The following is a 15,662-nucleotide window of genomic DNA, read 5'->3' as shown; positions in this document are numbered from 1 at the left end:
AGCCACCAGGGCTGCGGTGCACTCAAAGGCTGCGGCTGACCTCCACTTTCACAACGGCCACTTCCTCGCCGGTACTGGTGGGCAGCAACAGCCGCTCAATAATAGGCGTTAGCGCAGGGGTAACTAAATCCAGGCAGGCCTGACGGACAAAATCGGTCACCAGATCCAGCTTATCGCGGGGAATGCCCAGGATATCTCGGGTTTCATCATCGACACCCAGCACCAAAACACCGCCTTTGGCATTGGCAAAGGCGGCAAGCTCATTGGCGAGTGATTCAAGGCTCGGCGCCTTCACCCGCCCTTTCGCTATCCGGACATCTTTTAAAACACAATGCTGAAGATTCATAGATAGCGCTTTTCCACTGTGCCGCTCGCAGGGCCTATATTTGTCTTACATTCAATTCAGTTCGAAACGCAATTCACTCCGATTTGAGAGCGTCAGATAAAATGTACGCATATTACTCAGTTTCGGCAATTTCAAGGCCTGGCATTTATTTAACCTCAGGCTGGCTGATCCGCTGGATAGGGCAATGCGTCAGCAGGCGATTCCACTGGCCTATATTCAGCGCCAGCACATCAAAAGACTTCTCCCAGCTTCGGCCACGCGGGCCAGCCACCCACTCTGTGCGCCATAATTTATCTCGCAGCCCTGCAAGTTGAGCCGGGTCTAATTCACTCAACCCAATCAGGGTGATATAACGCATCGGTTTGTCTACGATGCCTTTCTCCAGCCCAAGAAAGATCAGGCTGTCACGAAGCTTAGGGAAAAGGTGCTCTTCAATAAGACCATCGCTTTGCATTTCCTCCAGGAAACGTCGCCGCTGCCTCTCACGATGCTGTTGCGGGATTGCGCCGTTTTCTGGATCTTTGACCTCCAATAGCCATAGCTGGGTTTCCCATTCCACCACAAAGTCCACGCCACCTTTTAACAAGTGGGTTAGCCCTGCTTCTGCGACATGGTCATCCAGCTTGATGACCTGGCGAGCCTGGGAAAAATCAAAGTATAAATCTGCTTCACACCACTGTGGCTGCACTTCCCAAGGCGTCATGAGAACCCACCTAACGAGTGGCGAATTTCCAGGTCGTAAAGCCGCTGGAATTCATCGGCAATCTTATTTGGCCGTATATCGCGGTAGTGGTTGAAGCTATGCTCAATAACGCCGTCTTCCTGGGTCAACTCAAGCGAAAAATACCGGGTTGGCGTTTCGCCCCGTGCATAATCCAGCTCACGCAGAAAGGCGTAGTCGTGGGTCGCCACAAATACCTGCACCCCACGCTCGGCCAGCATGAGTAGCACCTTGGCAACTTCTGGCATAAGCGAAGGGTTAAGGTTCGCCTCTGGCTCATCCCAGAACAGTGTATTGTTGGCGAACAACGACCCGTTGTGAATCAACTGCCAAATTAGCGCCAGCTTTCGGTGCCCTTCTGCTACCAGCGACATTTCCAGTTTCTTGCTGCCCGCACTAAGGTGAAACTCATCGCCTTCCAGTGACACCTTGCCACCCACCGTCTTGCGGATAAGCTCTAAAAGCGGCTTTTCATCCTTCAAGGGCATTCCCTTACGGGCCGGTAGGTACGCCTGCTTAATAATGTCGTAATAGATTTCCTCAAACGCCAGCTCATACTTGTCATACAGTGAGATAAACCCAGGCGCGAAAGACAGCACTTCCTTCACCGGAATAAACACCGGCGAGCGTTCAACCTTCCAGGCGCCCTGCAAATCAAAGGTATGGTGTTTGGTCGTATCAAACGTCAATGCCAGTGCCTGGCCATCCTGAGTCGTCAGTTTGACGTGTGCGGTATTACTACCCTTCTTACGGTTCACCAAACGTGAAACTTTATCGCCACTGGGTCGGAACACTGCCGCCAACTTCTTTTTCAGTTCAGCTGCATCATGGCCCTGCATCTGCAAGGCGTACATCAGTTTCATGATATGCGTTTTACCGGTGCCATTAGCGCCGATCATGACATTCACGCCCGGCGACCACTCAAAGGTAGTGGCCTTAAAGGCGGTAAAATTTTCCAACGTCAAGCTTTTGAACATGTCACGCGTCCTTCCACTATTCGTTACTGAGCCAATAAGCCCTGCAAACTGCTGACTTCCTTAAACGTCACATCATCGGCCAGTGCAAAGTGCTTATGGCCGCAGGCAATCTTAAGGTTTTCGTTGCGGCGTCGATTGGCTTTGACCGTACTGGCTTTGGTTTCAGCGACAAAGTACACGCGTTCTTCATTTTCAAACACCACTGCCCAATCCGGGTTGTAGGTGCCTAACGGGGTGGCAATTTTGAACTTGCCCGGCAGCTTGAAGAAGAACCTGACACGCGGGTCGAGTGCGCATTCGTGAGCAAATCTGTTTTCTGGCTCGCTGTCGCTCATCACACAGGTGAATGCTGCCCCATCAGGATTTTTATCACCATCCAGCGGCTGGGCTTCCAGCAGGGTTTTGTCTACCGGGGTTGTCATGTTGTCGCTGGTTTGCGGGTAGATGCTGCTCCGGTAGGTTTCTAGCGGTTCATCGAACAGCGTCATCTCGTAGCGTTGGCCATTGATTTCATGGTACTCAATGCCCTGCACCAACAGTTCTTGCAGCACGGTTTTAATCGCGGCAATAGCAGTATCCAAAAACGCCTGAGGGTTGATCAGCAGTTCATCCAGTCGATTGGATTGGTCCAGAATGGTAAACAGGGTGGCGCGCGTCAGGTGTACGCGGTTTTGAATATAGGCGTAAACATCCGGCACCGGCACGTTCTGGTAGCTGGCGTTGCTTTCATCAATGGCGGTTTCCACGCCCTGAATACCCTCTTGATCCATGTGCAGCCTGGCTTTACGGGAGCGCACCTTGGGGGCTTGCACCCTGGGGTACTGGTGAGTATCCGTTAAGGCTTTTACACATTTTTCAATCAGCTCAGGCGTATCCAGCGTGACGCTGTAGCGAGTCTGGTAATTGATGCGCTGCCAGATCGCCTTGAACAGCGCTTCGTCTGCATCGCTCAGCGCCTTGCGCTGCACCCGCGCTTTGTCGCGAGCGTTTTTTACCCGGCCTTTAAAGCTGACATCGGTTTCGTCTTCAATTTCCTGTTGCAGGGTGCGGGCAAATACATCGTAGCTTTCGTTGGGGATCACCGTGAGCACGTTGATGCTTTTATCGTGTATCCGCTCACCTTGCTGATTCACCGGCAGGCGCAGGCCACGGCCAATTTCCTGGCGCTTTTTCATCTGGCTCTGGGTTTCATTCAGGGTGCAGATCTGGAACACATTGGGGTTGTCCCAGCCTTCACGCAGGGCCGAATGGCTAAAGATAAACTGCAGCGGCTCTGCCATATCCAGCAGCCGCTCTTTATCCTGCATGATCAGGGTGTAGGTGTCGTCATCCTTTTTGGAACCGCGTTCGGTACTGTCTACCCATATTTTTTTAGCGGCGGCCCCTTTGCCTTTTTTATCCCCGGAGAAGTAGCCGTTATGCACCTCATTGGCGGTATGAGGAATCAAGCCCTGGTAGTGCGCCTTGGCGGCATACTTTTCAAAGGCTTCTTCAAACCACTGGGCAAACTTGCCGGGTACGTCGTTGCCCCCATCATCGTAGGCACGGTAATTGGCCACCTTGTCAATAAAGAACAGGCTGAGCACTTTAATGCCGCTTTCCTTGACCTTTTTCAGCTTGGCAAAGTGCGCGGCCACGGTGCGTTCAATCTGAAAACGCATGACATCGTCACTTAGGCCGCCCCGCTGTTCGTTGAGCTTGAGCACGCGCCCACCAGAAAACTCGATTTCCCCTTCATCCGCGCGTATCTCATTAAGAATAAACCCATCAGCATATATCTCTCGCTGTTTGGACTTGGCATATAAATCATCTCCAAGCTTTAGCGTGAGTGATTTACGCCCAACGTCATTTGTTTCGTTAACGTCAATTGTCACCTTGACAGTAACACCTTTAGGCTTGGCATCAATACGGTCAAGCTGCACAAAGGCGTGGTTATAGCAGACATCTGCTTCTACCCCATCGACTTCAATCTGCTTGACCAGCCCCAGGTCATAGGCCTGCACCGGGTCGAGTTTATACAGCAGGTTATAGGGGGTTTTATGGGTAGCGGAATAGCGCAGAGTACATAACGGGTTGAGGTCGCGCAGGGCTTTGCGGCGGATATCGGTTTCAAAGTTCTGCGGCTCATCGACAATCACAATCGGCTTGACCGTTTTGATATATTCAATCGGCGCGAAGGCTCTTTCACCCGGTTGGTTGATCTTGTTGTTGTCCTTGGTGAAGCTGTCGATATTGATGACCAGCACGCTCAGCGCGTCGCTTTGGGCAAAGTGGCGCAGGTCGTTCAAGCGACCGCTGTCGTAGAGCATCGGCAGGCAGGGCACATTGGCGTAATCAGCGGCAAAGTGGCTGCGGGTGACTTCCAGATTTTTCATGGTGCCTTCACGGATCGCCACGCTGGGCACTACCACCACAAACTTTTTGAAGCCGTATACCTTGTTCAGTTCGAACATGGTGCGGATAAAGGTATAGGTCTTGCCCGTGCCGGTTTCCATCTCGATGGTCAGGTGCGGGCAGAAGGTATCCACCACGTCGCCGCTTTGGGTTTCAGACGCCCAACGGTCGGCCTGCAGCGTGGCAACGGCGTCAATGCCGTTGCTGGCCTGCACCTTGTGAATATTTTCCAGCACCTGCTGTTCGGTCAGTACCAGCGAATTGCCAATGCTGCCATCACCGGCGTAGTTCACGCTGGCAGCAGAGCTGACCAGTTCAAATTCCCCCGTGGCCAGCGGCTGGCCGTCAAATACCTGCACCACCGACTGCACCGCGCGTTCCTGATACGCCTGATGGGTAAACTGCAGCGTCATTGCCTGTTGCATAGCGAGCTCCTTAAATTACCAGCAGGTTGATATCCTGCGCGGCCAGTTCAAGCTGCAGGTTACTCAGCTGTTCATCGCCTTGGGTTCCGGCAAAGCAGGAATTAAGCATAATCACCTGGGCGGGGTTGGCGTTAAGAATCTCATCGCGCAGGGCCGCCACATAGGGTTCAAAGCACAGCCACAGGTAGCGGTCGTCTTCGCGTAGCACGCGGTGCACGGTCACGCCGCTGGCGCAGTTTGCGCGGCTTACTGACCGCATGAACGCCCAACGCCCCCAGGCCATTTTTGAGCAGTAGCTCGGTGAGCATGGCGGTCTGTTCATCCGCGTGTTTTTCGGTATTTTGCAGGGCATCCAGCTGTTGGCGAATCGCGCCGGGGTCGTTGAGTTCGCTGTTCCATACCTTGAAGTTGCTGGGGGCCAGGGTGAAATTCGCGCAGGCCAGCTCGGCGGTTTTCTCCGGGTGATCGGCTTTAAGTTTGGCGATGACCTTTTCGATACGGGCACGGGTAATATCGGCAATGGTGCGGTAACCGGCTTTATAGGCTTCGCTATTGTCTTCGAGCTTTTCCGGCAGCTGGACGCTAATCGACTGGCGGCTACCGCCGTCTTCGGCATTAAGCTCCATCACGGCATGAGCGGTTGTTCCTGAGCCAGCGAAGAAATCCATAACAATTTCATCAGCGCTCGTACACGTTTTCATTAAGTCAAAAATCAAAGAAGGTGATTTTGGAGATTGAAAAACTTCTTTTCCTTTTGCCTTCAGCAAAAGATTAAAATATTTTTGACCTTTTTCTGTGAAGTATTTTTTATCAGAAAGAATTGTCTTCAGCATTCTTTCCGCACCATTAGCATAGCTTTTCCTGAAAATTTTCCAGTTACCTGAAACAATTTTACCGACTAGCTTTTCAATTTCATCGTTTGCTTTATCAGGCCCCCATGTCCAGCAACCTTCAAATCCATCGTCCCATATTGGCAGAACCTCAGTAACGCTCCCCTTTGAGTCGAGTGAGACTTTCCCATGCTTATCAACATATATCGGAAAGTACATATTTTTCCTATTATGCTTACCAAACTCTCTATGAGTATTGCGTAACTCAAGTAGTCGATACTTACCGCCTTCATCTTCTTCTGGATACTCTGCTTCTATCTGATCCTTTTCTTTTTTTACAGACATGCTACCTTTAGGCAAAGGTGACTTTGAATAAACAAAAGAATACTCGTGGTTTGTTGCAAAATGTTTATCTTGTGATCTACCTTTCGGATTGCAAAGTATAGACAATTGCGCAACAAAGTTCTCTTCTCCAAACACCTCATCACAAAGCAGCTTTAAATTCGCCGCTTCGTTATCATCAATACTGATAAAGATCACGCCATCTTCACGCAGCAGGTTACGTGCTAGATAAAGGCGGGGGTACATCATGGAGAGCCAGGCGCTGTGGTACTGGCCACTTTCCTTGCTGTTTTTCTTCCACAGGCTCTGCTTGTTTAAAAAGCCCGCTTCATTCTTTTCGCCGGTGCGCTTCTGGTACTCGTCGAGGGTTTCCGAGTAGTCATCCGGGTAGACAAAGCTGTCGTTGCCGGTGTTGTAGGGCGGGTCGATATAGATCATCTTGACCTTGCCGTAATAGCTTTTCTGCAACACACGTAGCACTTCGAGGTTTTCCCCTTCGATCAGCATGTGATGAGCGCTTTCCGGGTTGTCGGCATCCGGCTTTAGGGTGTGGCTGGTCTTCTTCTGAATTTCACGCCGGGCGTCTTTTTTGCCGGCCCAGCTCAGTTCGTAGTGTTCGGCCGGGGCCAGACGTTCCTCCCCCAAGAGTGCTTTTAAACGCTCCACGTCAATCTGGTTATCGCTGAGCACTTCCGGCGCGGTTTGGCGCAGCAGGTCCAGCAGTTGCTGTTGGCGCTGCTCGCGGGCATCCGGGCTGTGGCCAAGGGCTTGAACATCAGCGCTTTTATGGGTGGCGTCGTTGTTGGGGGTCATTCTGGTATTTCTCCGGTTCGGTTCCGTGTTGAATCGTGTTGTGGGGTGGTGATTACTACACCACCTGCCAGCGCAGGGTGAATAGCGTTTCGGTGTCGGTGGTTTGCTCACAGAGAACGAAAACAGCGACTCTGGGTTAGTTGTACAAGATGTTTGTCGTCACCCCCGTAAACGAGGGCTTCAAGGCAGGGCGCGAATTTTAAGCGCTTTAGACGTTCTTAATCTTTAAATTGCATGCCGATCTGTACCTGCGAAGAGGCGCTTCTATGCTCCAATACTTCAATGATCTCGTAATCAGACCTTAATCCTTGCTGGGTAATACGCTGGATTCGACGGACTTTGGCGCGAATAATATCTTCTTTAGCAAATTGCTCCTGGTTGAGCTGCACTCTTTTCAAAAACGCTTGGTCCAGTACATTGGCAAAATAAGCGTTGCCGCCGCCACCTTCAGAAAAACGCCACTTATTTCCATCCTGAAAAGCAACAGTCACCACTTGCAGGTTGGCTTCATAGGTATCTTCACCGAGTAGTTCGTCTTCAGGAGGGGGAGCCACAAAGTAACTGGCTTCATTTCGCTCAATGTGCAGCGCAGGCTTACTACCCTTGCGCGGCAATACGCTGACTGAATCAATGCCCTCTTGATCGAGAGGGTCTTTGATCATGCCTTCTAATGCTTTGCGAATTTTATAATCCTTGACGAGCTGAATGACGCGTTCTTCTGTGTCGATATAGTCATCACTTATGTACAGGCGAACATTGCCATCACCCAAGGGTTCAATTTTGGTAATTGCACGTCCTTTCATCCAGCGTACAACAGCAACCACGCTTTTCGCTGCATCCTTGGCGCTTAAACCCAACAACGTAACAATGGTGGCAATCGTCTGCACCGGATTGTCGCTCACGATATCCTGCATTCGTTGCCAAAGCGTTTGGGCTGTATCCAGGTCTATACCGAAAGACCCTGTTTTAAAGGAAGCCTGCACGTTCACCGATACTTTGGCCTGATCGCCATTCAGTATCTCGTTTGCCCTTTCTACCAAATCACCTACTGACATCAGCGCAGGCGCAAGCGCCCGCACGTCCATGCGGTGCTCTTCAAGCGCAGGCCCGTCGTAAACCAAGTGAAAGCGCATCATGTTATCTGCAACCTCTGTCATCCCCGGCATCCCTGTTCGTTAGTATCATTTTTATCTATATGGTCACTATAACCATCTAATCCTCTACCGTTAAGCTTGCAATAAGAAAATCTAACGCGCCTTGCGGTCATCGCGTTTGTGTTGTTTAAGCTGGACTTTGGGTTTTTCAAGGCTTCTTCGGCGGCCAGAAGTTTGTCGTCGACCCATTTTCCCAGCTTGCCACGCTTTTCTGTAAGCAGCCGCTGGTTGTCTTCCAGCAGCTTCGCCACCGTGTCCTCAAAGAGCTTGTCGACTTAGGCGGTCTCGGTGACATCGCACGCCTTGAACAAGCAGTGTTTGACACTTGCTAAGCCAATACCGCTGGTACCACCGGCCACGGTGATGCTTTTTTCGTGTAGTCGCATATCGAGTTCTCCTCAATGCTGTTTTATATTTCAACGGCGTGGCAAAAACTTGCGATAGACCCTGAAATACCGTCCAAACACCGTTACCATGGTTTATATTCTTATATCGCGTTTGACGCCCTTTGCCTCTCATGCACCTATTGCTACAGAAACGTCGTATTATCACGACCGCCATTACCGCTGTTGTTGCCACCGGTATTACGATAGCGGCGTTAGTTGCAATACCGCTGATTAATCAGTTGCATACGCAAGCCGAGCAGATGGCCAGCCGTGTTGTCGATACCAAAACGGCGAATATTCAGGCGATTTTTGACCAGCATCAAAAACTGGCCGCCCAAACCGCTAGCCGTACCGAGATTGCCCGCCAGCTGGCTGCGTACGTCAATGGCGAACAATCTTTGAGTGTGCTTCAGCCTTATTTAAAGCCACGCTTAGAGGATGCCGTCCTCAGCATAGACAATCTTGCCGTCCTTGTGCGTTACGACATTTCTGGCAATGAAGTGGTGCGGGTGGGGCCAATGGCAAACGAGCTTCCCAGCGCGATACCGTTGTTAAAAACCGTCGATATTAAAACGTACACACAGACAGCTGGCGAGGAGAGTCGCCCGTTACTGCATGCCTTTAGCCCGGTCTATGTGGAGGGCGAACGCGTGGGTTACGACCTGCTGCTGTTTTCGTTGGCGCCTTTGCAGCGGGTGTTTCAAAGTGTCGAGGGCGCTTCCATTTGCTTGTTAAACAGTGACGGAACGCAGCGAGTCGCGTTGAATGCCGAGACCAATGCGTTAGAGATCATGCCGCCCAACCGCTGTTTGGCCTCGCAGGAAAGCCGCGAACGGTTAGCGCAAGAGGGTTTTTTTCGCGCGGTGGATAAAGAGGGCTATCGCGTTTTGGCCTTCTTGCGCTCGCTGGATGGGTATGGATGGGACGTGCGTGTGCGCTCAAAAATTACCCAAGTGTTTGGCAACGTGATACAAGAAATTATTGTCACGATCCTGGTGATTATTCTTTTATCGGCGTTGGCAGGGGTTGTGGTATGGCGCGCGTTGAAGCCCATCGTGCATGCCATGGTCGAACAAGCGGAACAGATTGCCCGCTCCACGGAAGAGCTACGGCTGGTGTATCAGGTGTTTGAGCACACTCACGAGGCCATCGTGATCACCGACGCGACATTTCGTATTATTCGAGCCAATCCCGCGTTTATCGACATAACGGGGGCTGACGAGGGTGTGCTTGACCAGCAACGTATCAAGGCCTTTTTTGCTACCCCCGATGAGGATGACCCGCTCCCCGAAAGCCTGCATCAGCGGCTGCTCGCTGAAAATGCCTGGCAAGGAGAGGTATGGCTCAAAGGTGCTGACGGGAGTGCATCCCCCAACTTGCTCACCATTTCCCCTGTATTAAACCGGCGACGTCAGGTCTTGCAGTTCATCATGACCTTTAATGACATTACCGAACGAGTAGAGGTTGAAAAACAGATGCGCCGCTTAGCCCACTTTGATGAGTTAACCGGGCTACCCAATCGCACGGCGTTGGAAAACCATTTGCAGCAATCCATTCAAAAAGCTCGTGAAGAAGGCGGTTTTTTTGCGCTGATGTTTCTTGATTTGGATAAATTCAAACCGGTTAACGACACGTACGGCCATCATGTGGGCGATGAGCTGTTGCGCCATGTGGCCAAACAGCTCAAACACTGCCTTCGCAGTAACGATGTAGTGGGCCGTATTGGTGGCGATGAATTTGTCGTCATTACCGCGCCGCTTCAAAACGAAGACGATGCCAAACCGGTAGCGGAAAAAATCGTCGAGGTGCTCAACGACGCCTTTCAGATTGAAGGCCATTACATCGACATTGGCGTGTCTGTGGGTATTGCGCTCTACCCAACAAGCGGACAAACGGCGGAAGTATTGTTAGAACAAGCGGATAGCGCGATGTACTCGGTCAAAACCAGCGGGCGCAATAACGTGGCAGTGGCGTCGCCTACGTAGACCGGCACACGCTTGGTGCTGTCGAAGCCAAGGCCTGACGGTCACGCTCAATGTCTTTATAAAGATGCCGCGGCGCGGGCGGCTTGGTCGTAAAGCCCCGACATGGCGCGCAGTAGCCCCGCCAACCGTCGTATTTCATCACGTTCCACGCCCATCGACGCGAGCGAATCCACCAAACAGGTTTCGCGAATTTCCGCGTACTGGCGACACGCATCGCGCCCGGTGTCGGTGGTGCGAAAGAACGTCTCTTTGCCCTGTTTTTCCCCGCTGACTAGCCCTAGCCGCGCCAGTTTTTTGAGGGCGTATGTGACCGTGTGGGTGTCCTCCACGTTGAGCACCAAACAAATATCGGCTTGGCGCTTGGCGCGTTCGCGGTGGTTTACGCTGTGCAGCACCAAAACATCTAGCGCGCCGAGTTCGGGATAGCCGGTGGCGGTCATGCAGCGCACCATCCAGCGGTCGAAAGCGTGGCCAGCGATAATGAGCCCGAATTCAAGTTCCGAAAGCTCCAGGCTGCTGCGCGATAAATGCTCCGACGATACGATAGGCTCATAAGTCGGGCGTGTGGGCGCGGTCGGTTCATGTTCCATAGTGTTGCGCTCTCCTTGAGTGGTAGCCGTATCAATTGCTCATCGCCTGAGGTAACCAAGTGACAATACCGGGAAATAGGCTGATCAGCACCACGCCCAGCATCATCAAAAAGAAGAACGGCATGGCCGCCCAGGCGATGGAGAGAATGTTGCGCCCCGTCATGCCTTGCAGCACGAACAAGTTGAAGCCTACCGGCGGTGTGATCTGAGACATCTCCACCACAATCACGAGATAAATCCCGAACCATATTAAGTCAATATTGGCCGCTTCCACCATGGGCAACATGATAGAGGTGGTGAGTACGACGACCGAAATACCATCCAAGAAACAGCCCAGCAAAATGAATAACACCGTGAGGGCCGCCAACAACATCCAGGGCGATAGGTTCATTGTGCCAATCCAGGCCGCTAGGTCGCTAGGTAAGCCGGTGAAACCCATGGCCACCGTGAGAAACGACGCGCCGGCGAGGATAAAGGCAATCATGGTGGACGTGCGTACGGCCCCCATCAACGCATCGCGGAACATACTAACGCCCATGTTGCCCTGAACCCGCGCCAGTACGAGCGATAGCACGACACCCACCGCGGCAGCTTCGGTGGGAGAGGCCAAGCCCGTGTAGATGGAGCCAATCACGCCGACAATGAGGGCCAGCATGGGTATCAAACGGCGTGTATGGTGTAACTTTTCTCTCAACGGCATGCCGCTTTCAGCCGGTGGTACACGGTCAGGATGACGCCAGGACCATATCATCAAGTACAGCGCAAACAGGGAAATCAGCATGAGGCCGGGGAAGATACCCGCCATGAAGAGCCGGGCAATCGATTGGTCCGTGGCCACGCCGAAGACAATCAAAATAATAGAAGGTGGAATCAAAAGGCCGAGCGTGGCGGAACCGGCCAGGGTGCCGATCACCAAGCTCTCGTCATAACCGCGCCGTGTCAATTCGGGGAGGGTCATTTTGCCCATGGTAGCGCAGGTGGCAGCAGAAGAGCCGGACACGGCGGCAAACAGCCCGCAGCCAACGACGTTGGTGTGCAAAAGCCGGCCCGGAATGCGCTGCATCCAGGGAGAAAGCCCTGTGAACATGTCATCGGCAAGGCGTGAGCGGAACAGAATTTCTCCCATCCAGATAAACATCGGCAACGCGGTCAGCTCCCAACTGTAACTTGAGCCCCAGATATTCGAGCCCATAACGCTGCCCACCGGCACCGAGGTGAATTGCGAAAGCCCAAGCCAGCCCAGCCCCAGCAGTGAAAAGGCGACCCAGACGCCACCGCCGAGCAGCACTAAAAGAACGCCAAAGAGCACGATCATCATTAATAGCATAGGTAATCTCCGAGGCTTACTCGTGCCCACCGTCGTCAATGGTAAATTTATGCGGGTTTTTGATCGCGGCCATCAGGGTCTGAAATGCGCTCTCAAATAGTGCCAGGCAGAAAAGCGCGACCCCTAATAGCATGGCGGATTGCGGAATCCATAGCGGAATGCGTAAAAGCCCGTAAGAGGTTTCATTAAATGCAATGCTGTCGTCGAGTAGCCAAAAGAGATTCCAAGCTAGGTAAACGCAAAGTACCAAAGCGACGGTGAGGCAGAATACTTCGACCCAAACGCGCGCTGCGGCGGGAAGGCGGCCAATCACTAGAGTGACACGGATATGGCCGCCGTGGATAAAAGTATACGCCAGCCCCAGAAAGCTCGCTCCAACGAGTAAAAAACCGGAAATCTCCGACAGCCCTGGTATAGACAAACCAATACGGTCGCCACCGATAGCCGTGGCCACGCGATCAATGATGCGGCCGAGAATTTGGGTCGTAATCAGTAAACAAATGAAGCTCAGGCAAGCGGCGGCCATATAACCGCCGAGATTGTAAAGTGGGCGAAGTCGATACGTCATGATGGGATCCGCATAGGGTCTTGAAGCACCCCAGCCTCAAAGGCCGGGGTGGCTTGAAAGGTTACTCACGGGTAGTTTCGTAAGCGTCTAGAATGGCTTCACCCTGCTCGCCAGCGCGCTCTACCCATTCACTTGTCATCGTTTTACCGACTTTACGAAGTGTCTCGGACAGCGCTGCACTGGGTTCGCTGACCTCGATGCCGTTTTCTTTGAGTACCGCAATGGCGTCCTCGGTTTCCTGGCGGCTCATTTCCCAGCCGCGCTGTTCGGCTTCTTCGGCGGCCTCGAGCACGGCCTCTTGGGTGGCTTCATCGAGGCGGGAGAAGGCTTTCTCGCTCACAATCACCATGTTTTTCGGCAGCCACAGCTGGGCATGGTTGAAGTGGCTAAGGTAATCCCACGCTTTAGTATCGGCGCCAGTGGCGGGCGATGTGATCATGGCGTCAACGCGGCCGGTGCTAAAGGCGGTGGGGATGTCGGGAACTTCCACCTGGGTAGGAACAGCCCCCGTCAATTGCGCAATACGTTCGCTTGAGGTGTTGTAAGCCCGCATGCTTAAGTTTTTCAGGTCGCCACCCGACGCTAGCGCTTCGTTGGTGTAAATCCCCTGCGGTGGCCAAGGCACTGAGAAAAGCAAGCGCAACCCCTGGCCTTGTAACTCTTCGGCGATGATGTCGCGCGAGGCTTCCCAAAGCGACCGTGCATCATCATACCCTGTCGCCAAATAAGGTACGGAATCCACTTCGTAAATGGGGTTTTCGTTGGCCAAGCGCGACATGATCAGCTCGCCCATTGGGACGATCCCCCGGCGTACCGAGTTCTTGATTTCCGCGTGACCGATAAGCGAGCCGTTAGAGTGGACGGTGATATCCAGCTCGCCATCGGTGGCCTCGCGGATATCGTCGGTAAACTCGCGAATATTGACCGTATGGAACGTGCGGTCGCCGTAAGGCGTTGGCATATCCCATTCAGTGGCCGCTTGAGCGCTGATGCTCACGGCGGTGAGTCCCAAAACGAGGCTTGCTGCCGTAGCGAAATAGGGAAGGCGGTATGGGTGAAACGTCATAAGTCGATCCTCATACAAATAAATTGTTATTAGCCTGGCAACGTCATCAATGTCACCGGCTAGGCCTAAGTGAGTGTAGACAGTCATTGTGAGCGAGGTTAGGCGGTGTTTAATCGGTTAGTCAACGATATATAGACTAATGGATGATGTTTTGACGATAAAACGTTGATAAATTGTTGGTATAAATGATGCTAAGGAGGTTTATATGCCGTCACGCTCGTTACGGCTCAATGCCGATATGGGGGAGAGTTTCGGCCCTTGGGTGATGGGGATGGATCACGAAGTGATGCCACATATCGACCTGGCTAACGTGGCTTGCGGGTTTCACGCCTCCGACCCCGATGTGATGCGTATGACGGTGCGCCTGGCGCGCAAGCACGGCGTCACGGTGGGAGCGCACCCGGCTTACCCGGATATGGTCGGGTTTGGCCGCCGTTCGCTTTCGTGCTCGGCGGAGGAAATCGAAAACCTGGTGCTTTATCAATTGGGAGCGCTTGCCGGCGTGTGCCGCGCGGAGGGGGTAACGGTAGGCTACGTCAAACCTCACGGCGCGCTCTACAACGACATGGCCCGCGACCCGAGCATCATGACCGCCGTCATACGGGCGATTCTGGCTTTTGATGCGTCGCTTCCTTTAATGACCATGGCGACCCGCGACACACAATCCGTTCGCGCGCTTGCCGCCGAACACGGCGTCACGCTGTGGTTCGAGGCATTTGCCGATCGCGCTTACGACGAAGAGGGGCGCTTGGTATCGCGCAGCGAAAGGGGCGCGGTGCATCACGACCCGGACGTCATTGTCGATCAGGCGGTACGCATTGCTCGTGGGCAGCCGCTAACCGCTCGCGATGGCAGCGAGCTGATACTCAAAGCGGATACGCTGTGTGTGCATGGTGATAACCCAGAGTCTATCGCGGCCGTAAAGGCCATTCGCCAAGCGCTCAACGACCCTGCTCGCCAGGAGGCAGAGATAGGAGGCAGATAAGTGAGTGCAAACGGTCAACGCTTACCCCGACTTGAGGCAGCTGGCTTGGATGGCTGGCTGGTGAGGCTCTTCGAGCGTATTGATGAAGATAACCTCGCCTGGATCAGCGCGCTGGCGCGCGAGTGCGAGGAGGCTTTCGGTGCTGCCCTGATTGATCTGGTGCCTTCCTACACCACGCTGCTCGTGGTGTTCGACCCCATGCAGCTAACCCCGGCAGCTGCGCGGCGGTACTTATCGCAACGGCTAGGTCAGCTGCAATCCGATAAAGCGGCGCTGGCGGGCAAGGTGCACGAGCTACCGACCTGGTACGACCCAAGCGTCGGCCCCGATCTAGAACGTGTTGCTAAGCACGCGGGCTTAAGCGTTGAGCAAGTCATTGATTGCCACGCCAGTGCAACGTATCGCGTGTTTGCGCTGGGCTTTGCGCCGGGGTTTGCGTTTATGGGGCTGTTGGATGAAAGGCTGGAGGTGCCACGGCTCGACACCCCGCGTCAGCGCGTGCCGGTAAACAGCGTGGCGATTACCGGGCGCCAGACGGCGGCGTACCCGACGGCCACACCGGGCGGTTGGAATATCCTCGGGCGCACAGCGGCAAAGCTCTTCGACCGCGAGCGGGAGGGTTTCAGCCTGTTAAACGTCGGTGATTGCGTGCGCTTTGTGCCGGTGGGTCGAGATACCTTCGTCAGCAAGGGCGGCGATACCACCCCCGTCGACGAGACCTAACGACCCGAGAAGTCGATGAGTGAGGCAAGT

General features: G+C 53.4%; 15 protein-coding genes. 3 read left to right on the top strand and 12 right to left on the bottom strand.

The genetic code is table 11. From position 1 onward, the window contains the following. Window positions 1–22: 22 nt before the first annotated feature. The 8 genes from M8006_RS00165 to M8006_RS00130 all read right to left on the bottom strand — a co-directional run bounded on the left by M8006_RS00165 (window position 23) and on the right by M8006_RS00130 (window position 8,253). The gene (locus tag M8006_RS00165) at window positions 23–346 is read right to left on the bottom strand and encodes an ATP-binding protein (protein ID WP_250078851.1); all 324 of its coding nucleotides are present in this window, start codon (window positions 344–346) and stop codon (window positions 23–25) included. 145 nt (window positions 347–491) lie between these two features. Next, window positions 492–1,049 carry a hypothetical protein gene (locus M8006_RS00160; protein WP_250078849.1) on the bottom strand — a complete coding sequence of 186 codons (558 nt, stop codon included), beginning with the start codon at window positions 1,047–1,049 and terminating at the stop codon, window positions 492–494. Next, window positions 1,046–2,044: an AAA family ATPase gene (locus M8006_RS00155; protein ID WP_250078846.1), complete on the bottom strand. Its 999-nt coding sequence runs from the start codon at window positions 2,042–2,044 to the stop codon at window positions 1,046–1,048. The genes M8006_RS00160 and M8006_RS00155 overlap by 4 nt, the downstream gene beginning before the upstream one ends. 23 nt (window positions 2,045–2,067) lie before the next feature. Then, on the bottom strand, window positions 2,068–4,863 hold the full coding sequence (locus M8006_RS00150) for a restriction endonuclease (protein WP_250078844.1): 2,796 nt from the start codon (window positions 4,861–4,863) through the stop codon (window positions 2,068–2,070). A gap of 10 nt (window positions 4,864–4,873) precedes the next feature. Further along, entirely contained in the window at window positions 4,874–5,080 is a 207-nt protein-coding gene (locus tag M8006_RS00145) for a hypothetical protein (RefSeq protein WP_250078842.1), read from the bottom strand. Next, window positions 5,031–6,848: a site-specific DNA-methyltransferase gene (locus M8006_RS00140; protein WP_250078841.1), complete on the bottom strand. Its 1,818-nt coding sequence runs from the start codon at window positions 6,846–6,848 to the stop codon at window positions 5,031–5,033. The genes M8006_RS00145 and M8006_RS00140 overlap by 50 nt, the downstream gene beginning before the upstream one ends. A gap of 218 nt (window positions 6,849–7,066) precedes the next feature. Then, entirely contained in the window at window positions 7,067–8,005 is a 939-nt protein-coding gene (locus tag M8006_RS00135) for an LAPAL motif-containing putative phage structural protein (RefSeq protein ID WP_250078838.1), read from the bottom strand. Beyond that, window positions 8,002–8,253 carry a hypothetical protein gene (locus tag M8006_RS00130; protein WP_250078837.1) on the bottom strand — a complete coding sequence of 84 codons (252 nt, stop codon included), beginning with the start codon at window positions 8,251–8,253 and terminating at the stop codon, window positions 8,002–8,004. Before M8006_RS00130 ends, M8006_RS00135 begins: the two co-directional genes overlap by 4 nt. Window positions 8,254–8,519: 266 nt before the next feature. On the opposite strand from M8006_RS00130, the gene M8006_RS00125 reads away from it, so the two are divergent. Continuing rightward, window positions 8,520–10,373, top strand: coding sequence for a sensor domain-containing diguanylate cyclase (locus M8006_RS00125; protein WP_250078835.1), 1,854 nt, complete (start codon window positions 8,520–8,522; stop codon window positions 10,371–10,373). Between the two features lie 56 nt (window positions 10,374–10,429). Here the strand turns inward: M8006_RS00125 and M8006_RS00120 are convergent, their stop codons facing one another. From M8006_RS00120 to M8006_RS00105, 4 genes are all read right to left on the bottom strand, one after another. Beyond that, on the bottom strand, window positions 10,430–10,963 hold the full coding sequence (locus M8006_RS00120; RefSeq protein ID WP_250078832.1) for a winged helix DNA-binding protein: 534 nt from the start codon (window positions 10,961–10,963) through the stop codon (window positions 10,430–10,432). A 31-nt stretch (window positions 10,964–10,994) separates the two neighbouring features. Further along, window positions 10,995–12,290, bottom strand: a complete 1,296-nt coding sequence (locus M8006_RS00115) for a TRAP transporter large permease (RefSeq protein WP_250078830.1) — start codon at window positions 12,288–12,290, stop codon at window positions 10,995–10,997. A gap of 16 nt (window positions 12,291–12,306) precedes the next feature. Then, on the bottom strand, window positions 12,307–12,858 hold the full coding sequence (locus M8006_RS00110) for a TRAP transporter small permease (protein ID WP_250078828.1): 552 nt from the start codon (window positions 12,856–12,858) through the stop codon (window positions 12,307–12,309). Window positions 12,859–12,919: 61 nt separating this feature from the next. Beyond that, window positions 12,920–13,924, bottom strand: a complete 1,005-nt coding sequence (locus tag M8006_RS00105) for a TRAP transporter substrate-binding protein (RefSeq protein WP_250078826.1) — start codon at window positions 13,922–13,924, stop codon at window positions 12,920–12,922. A 205-nt stretch (window positions 13,925–14,129) separates the two neighbouring features. Between M8006_RS00105 and M8006_RS00100 the strand changes: the two genes are divergently transcribed. After that, window positions 14,130–14,909 (top strand): 5-oxoprolinase subunit PxpA, encoded by a 780-nt coding sequence (locus tag M8006_RS00100; protein ID WP_250078824.1) that lies wholly within the window; start codon window positions 14,130–14,132, stop codon window positions 14,907–14,909. Continuing rightward, the gene (gene pxpB / locus M8006_RS00095; RefSeq protein WP_250078822.1) at window positions 14,910–15,632 is read left to right on the top strand and encodes a 5-oxoprolinase subunit PxpB; all 723 of its coding nucleotides are present in this window, start codon (window positions 14,910–14,912) and stop codon (window positions 15,630–15,632) included. The last annotated feature ends 30 nt before the right edge of the window (window positions 15,633–15,662 follow it).

The organism is Halomonas llamarensis, assembly GCF_023555005.1.
Taxonomy (GTDB): Bacteria; Pseudomonadota; Gammaproteobacteria; order Pseudomonadales; family Halomonadaceae; genus Vreelandella; species Vreelandella llamarensis.
The sequence above is the reverse complement of the archived record's forward strand: the minus strand, read 5'-3'. Positions and strand labels throughout refer to the sequence as shown.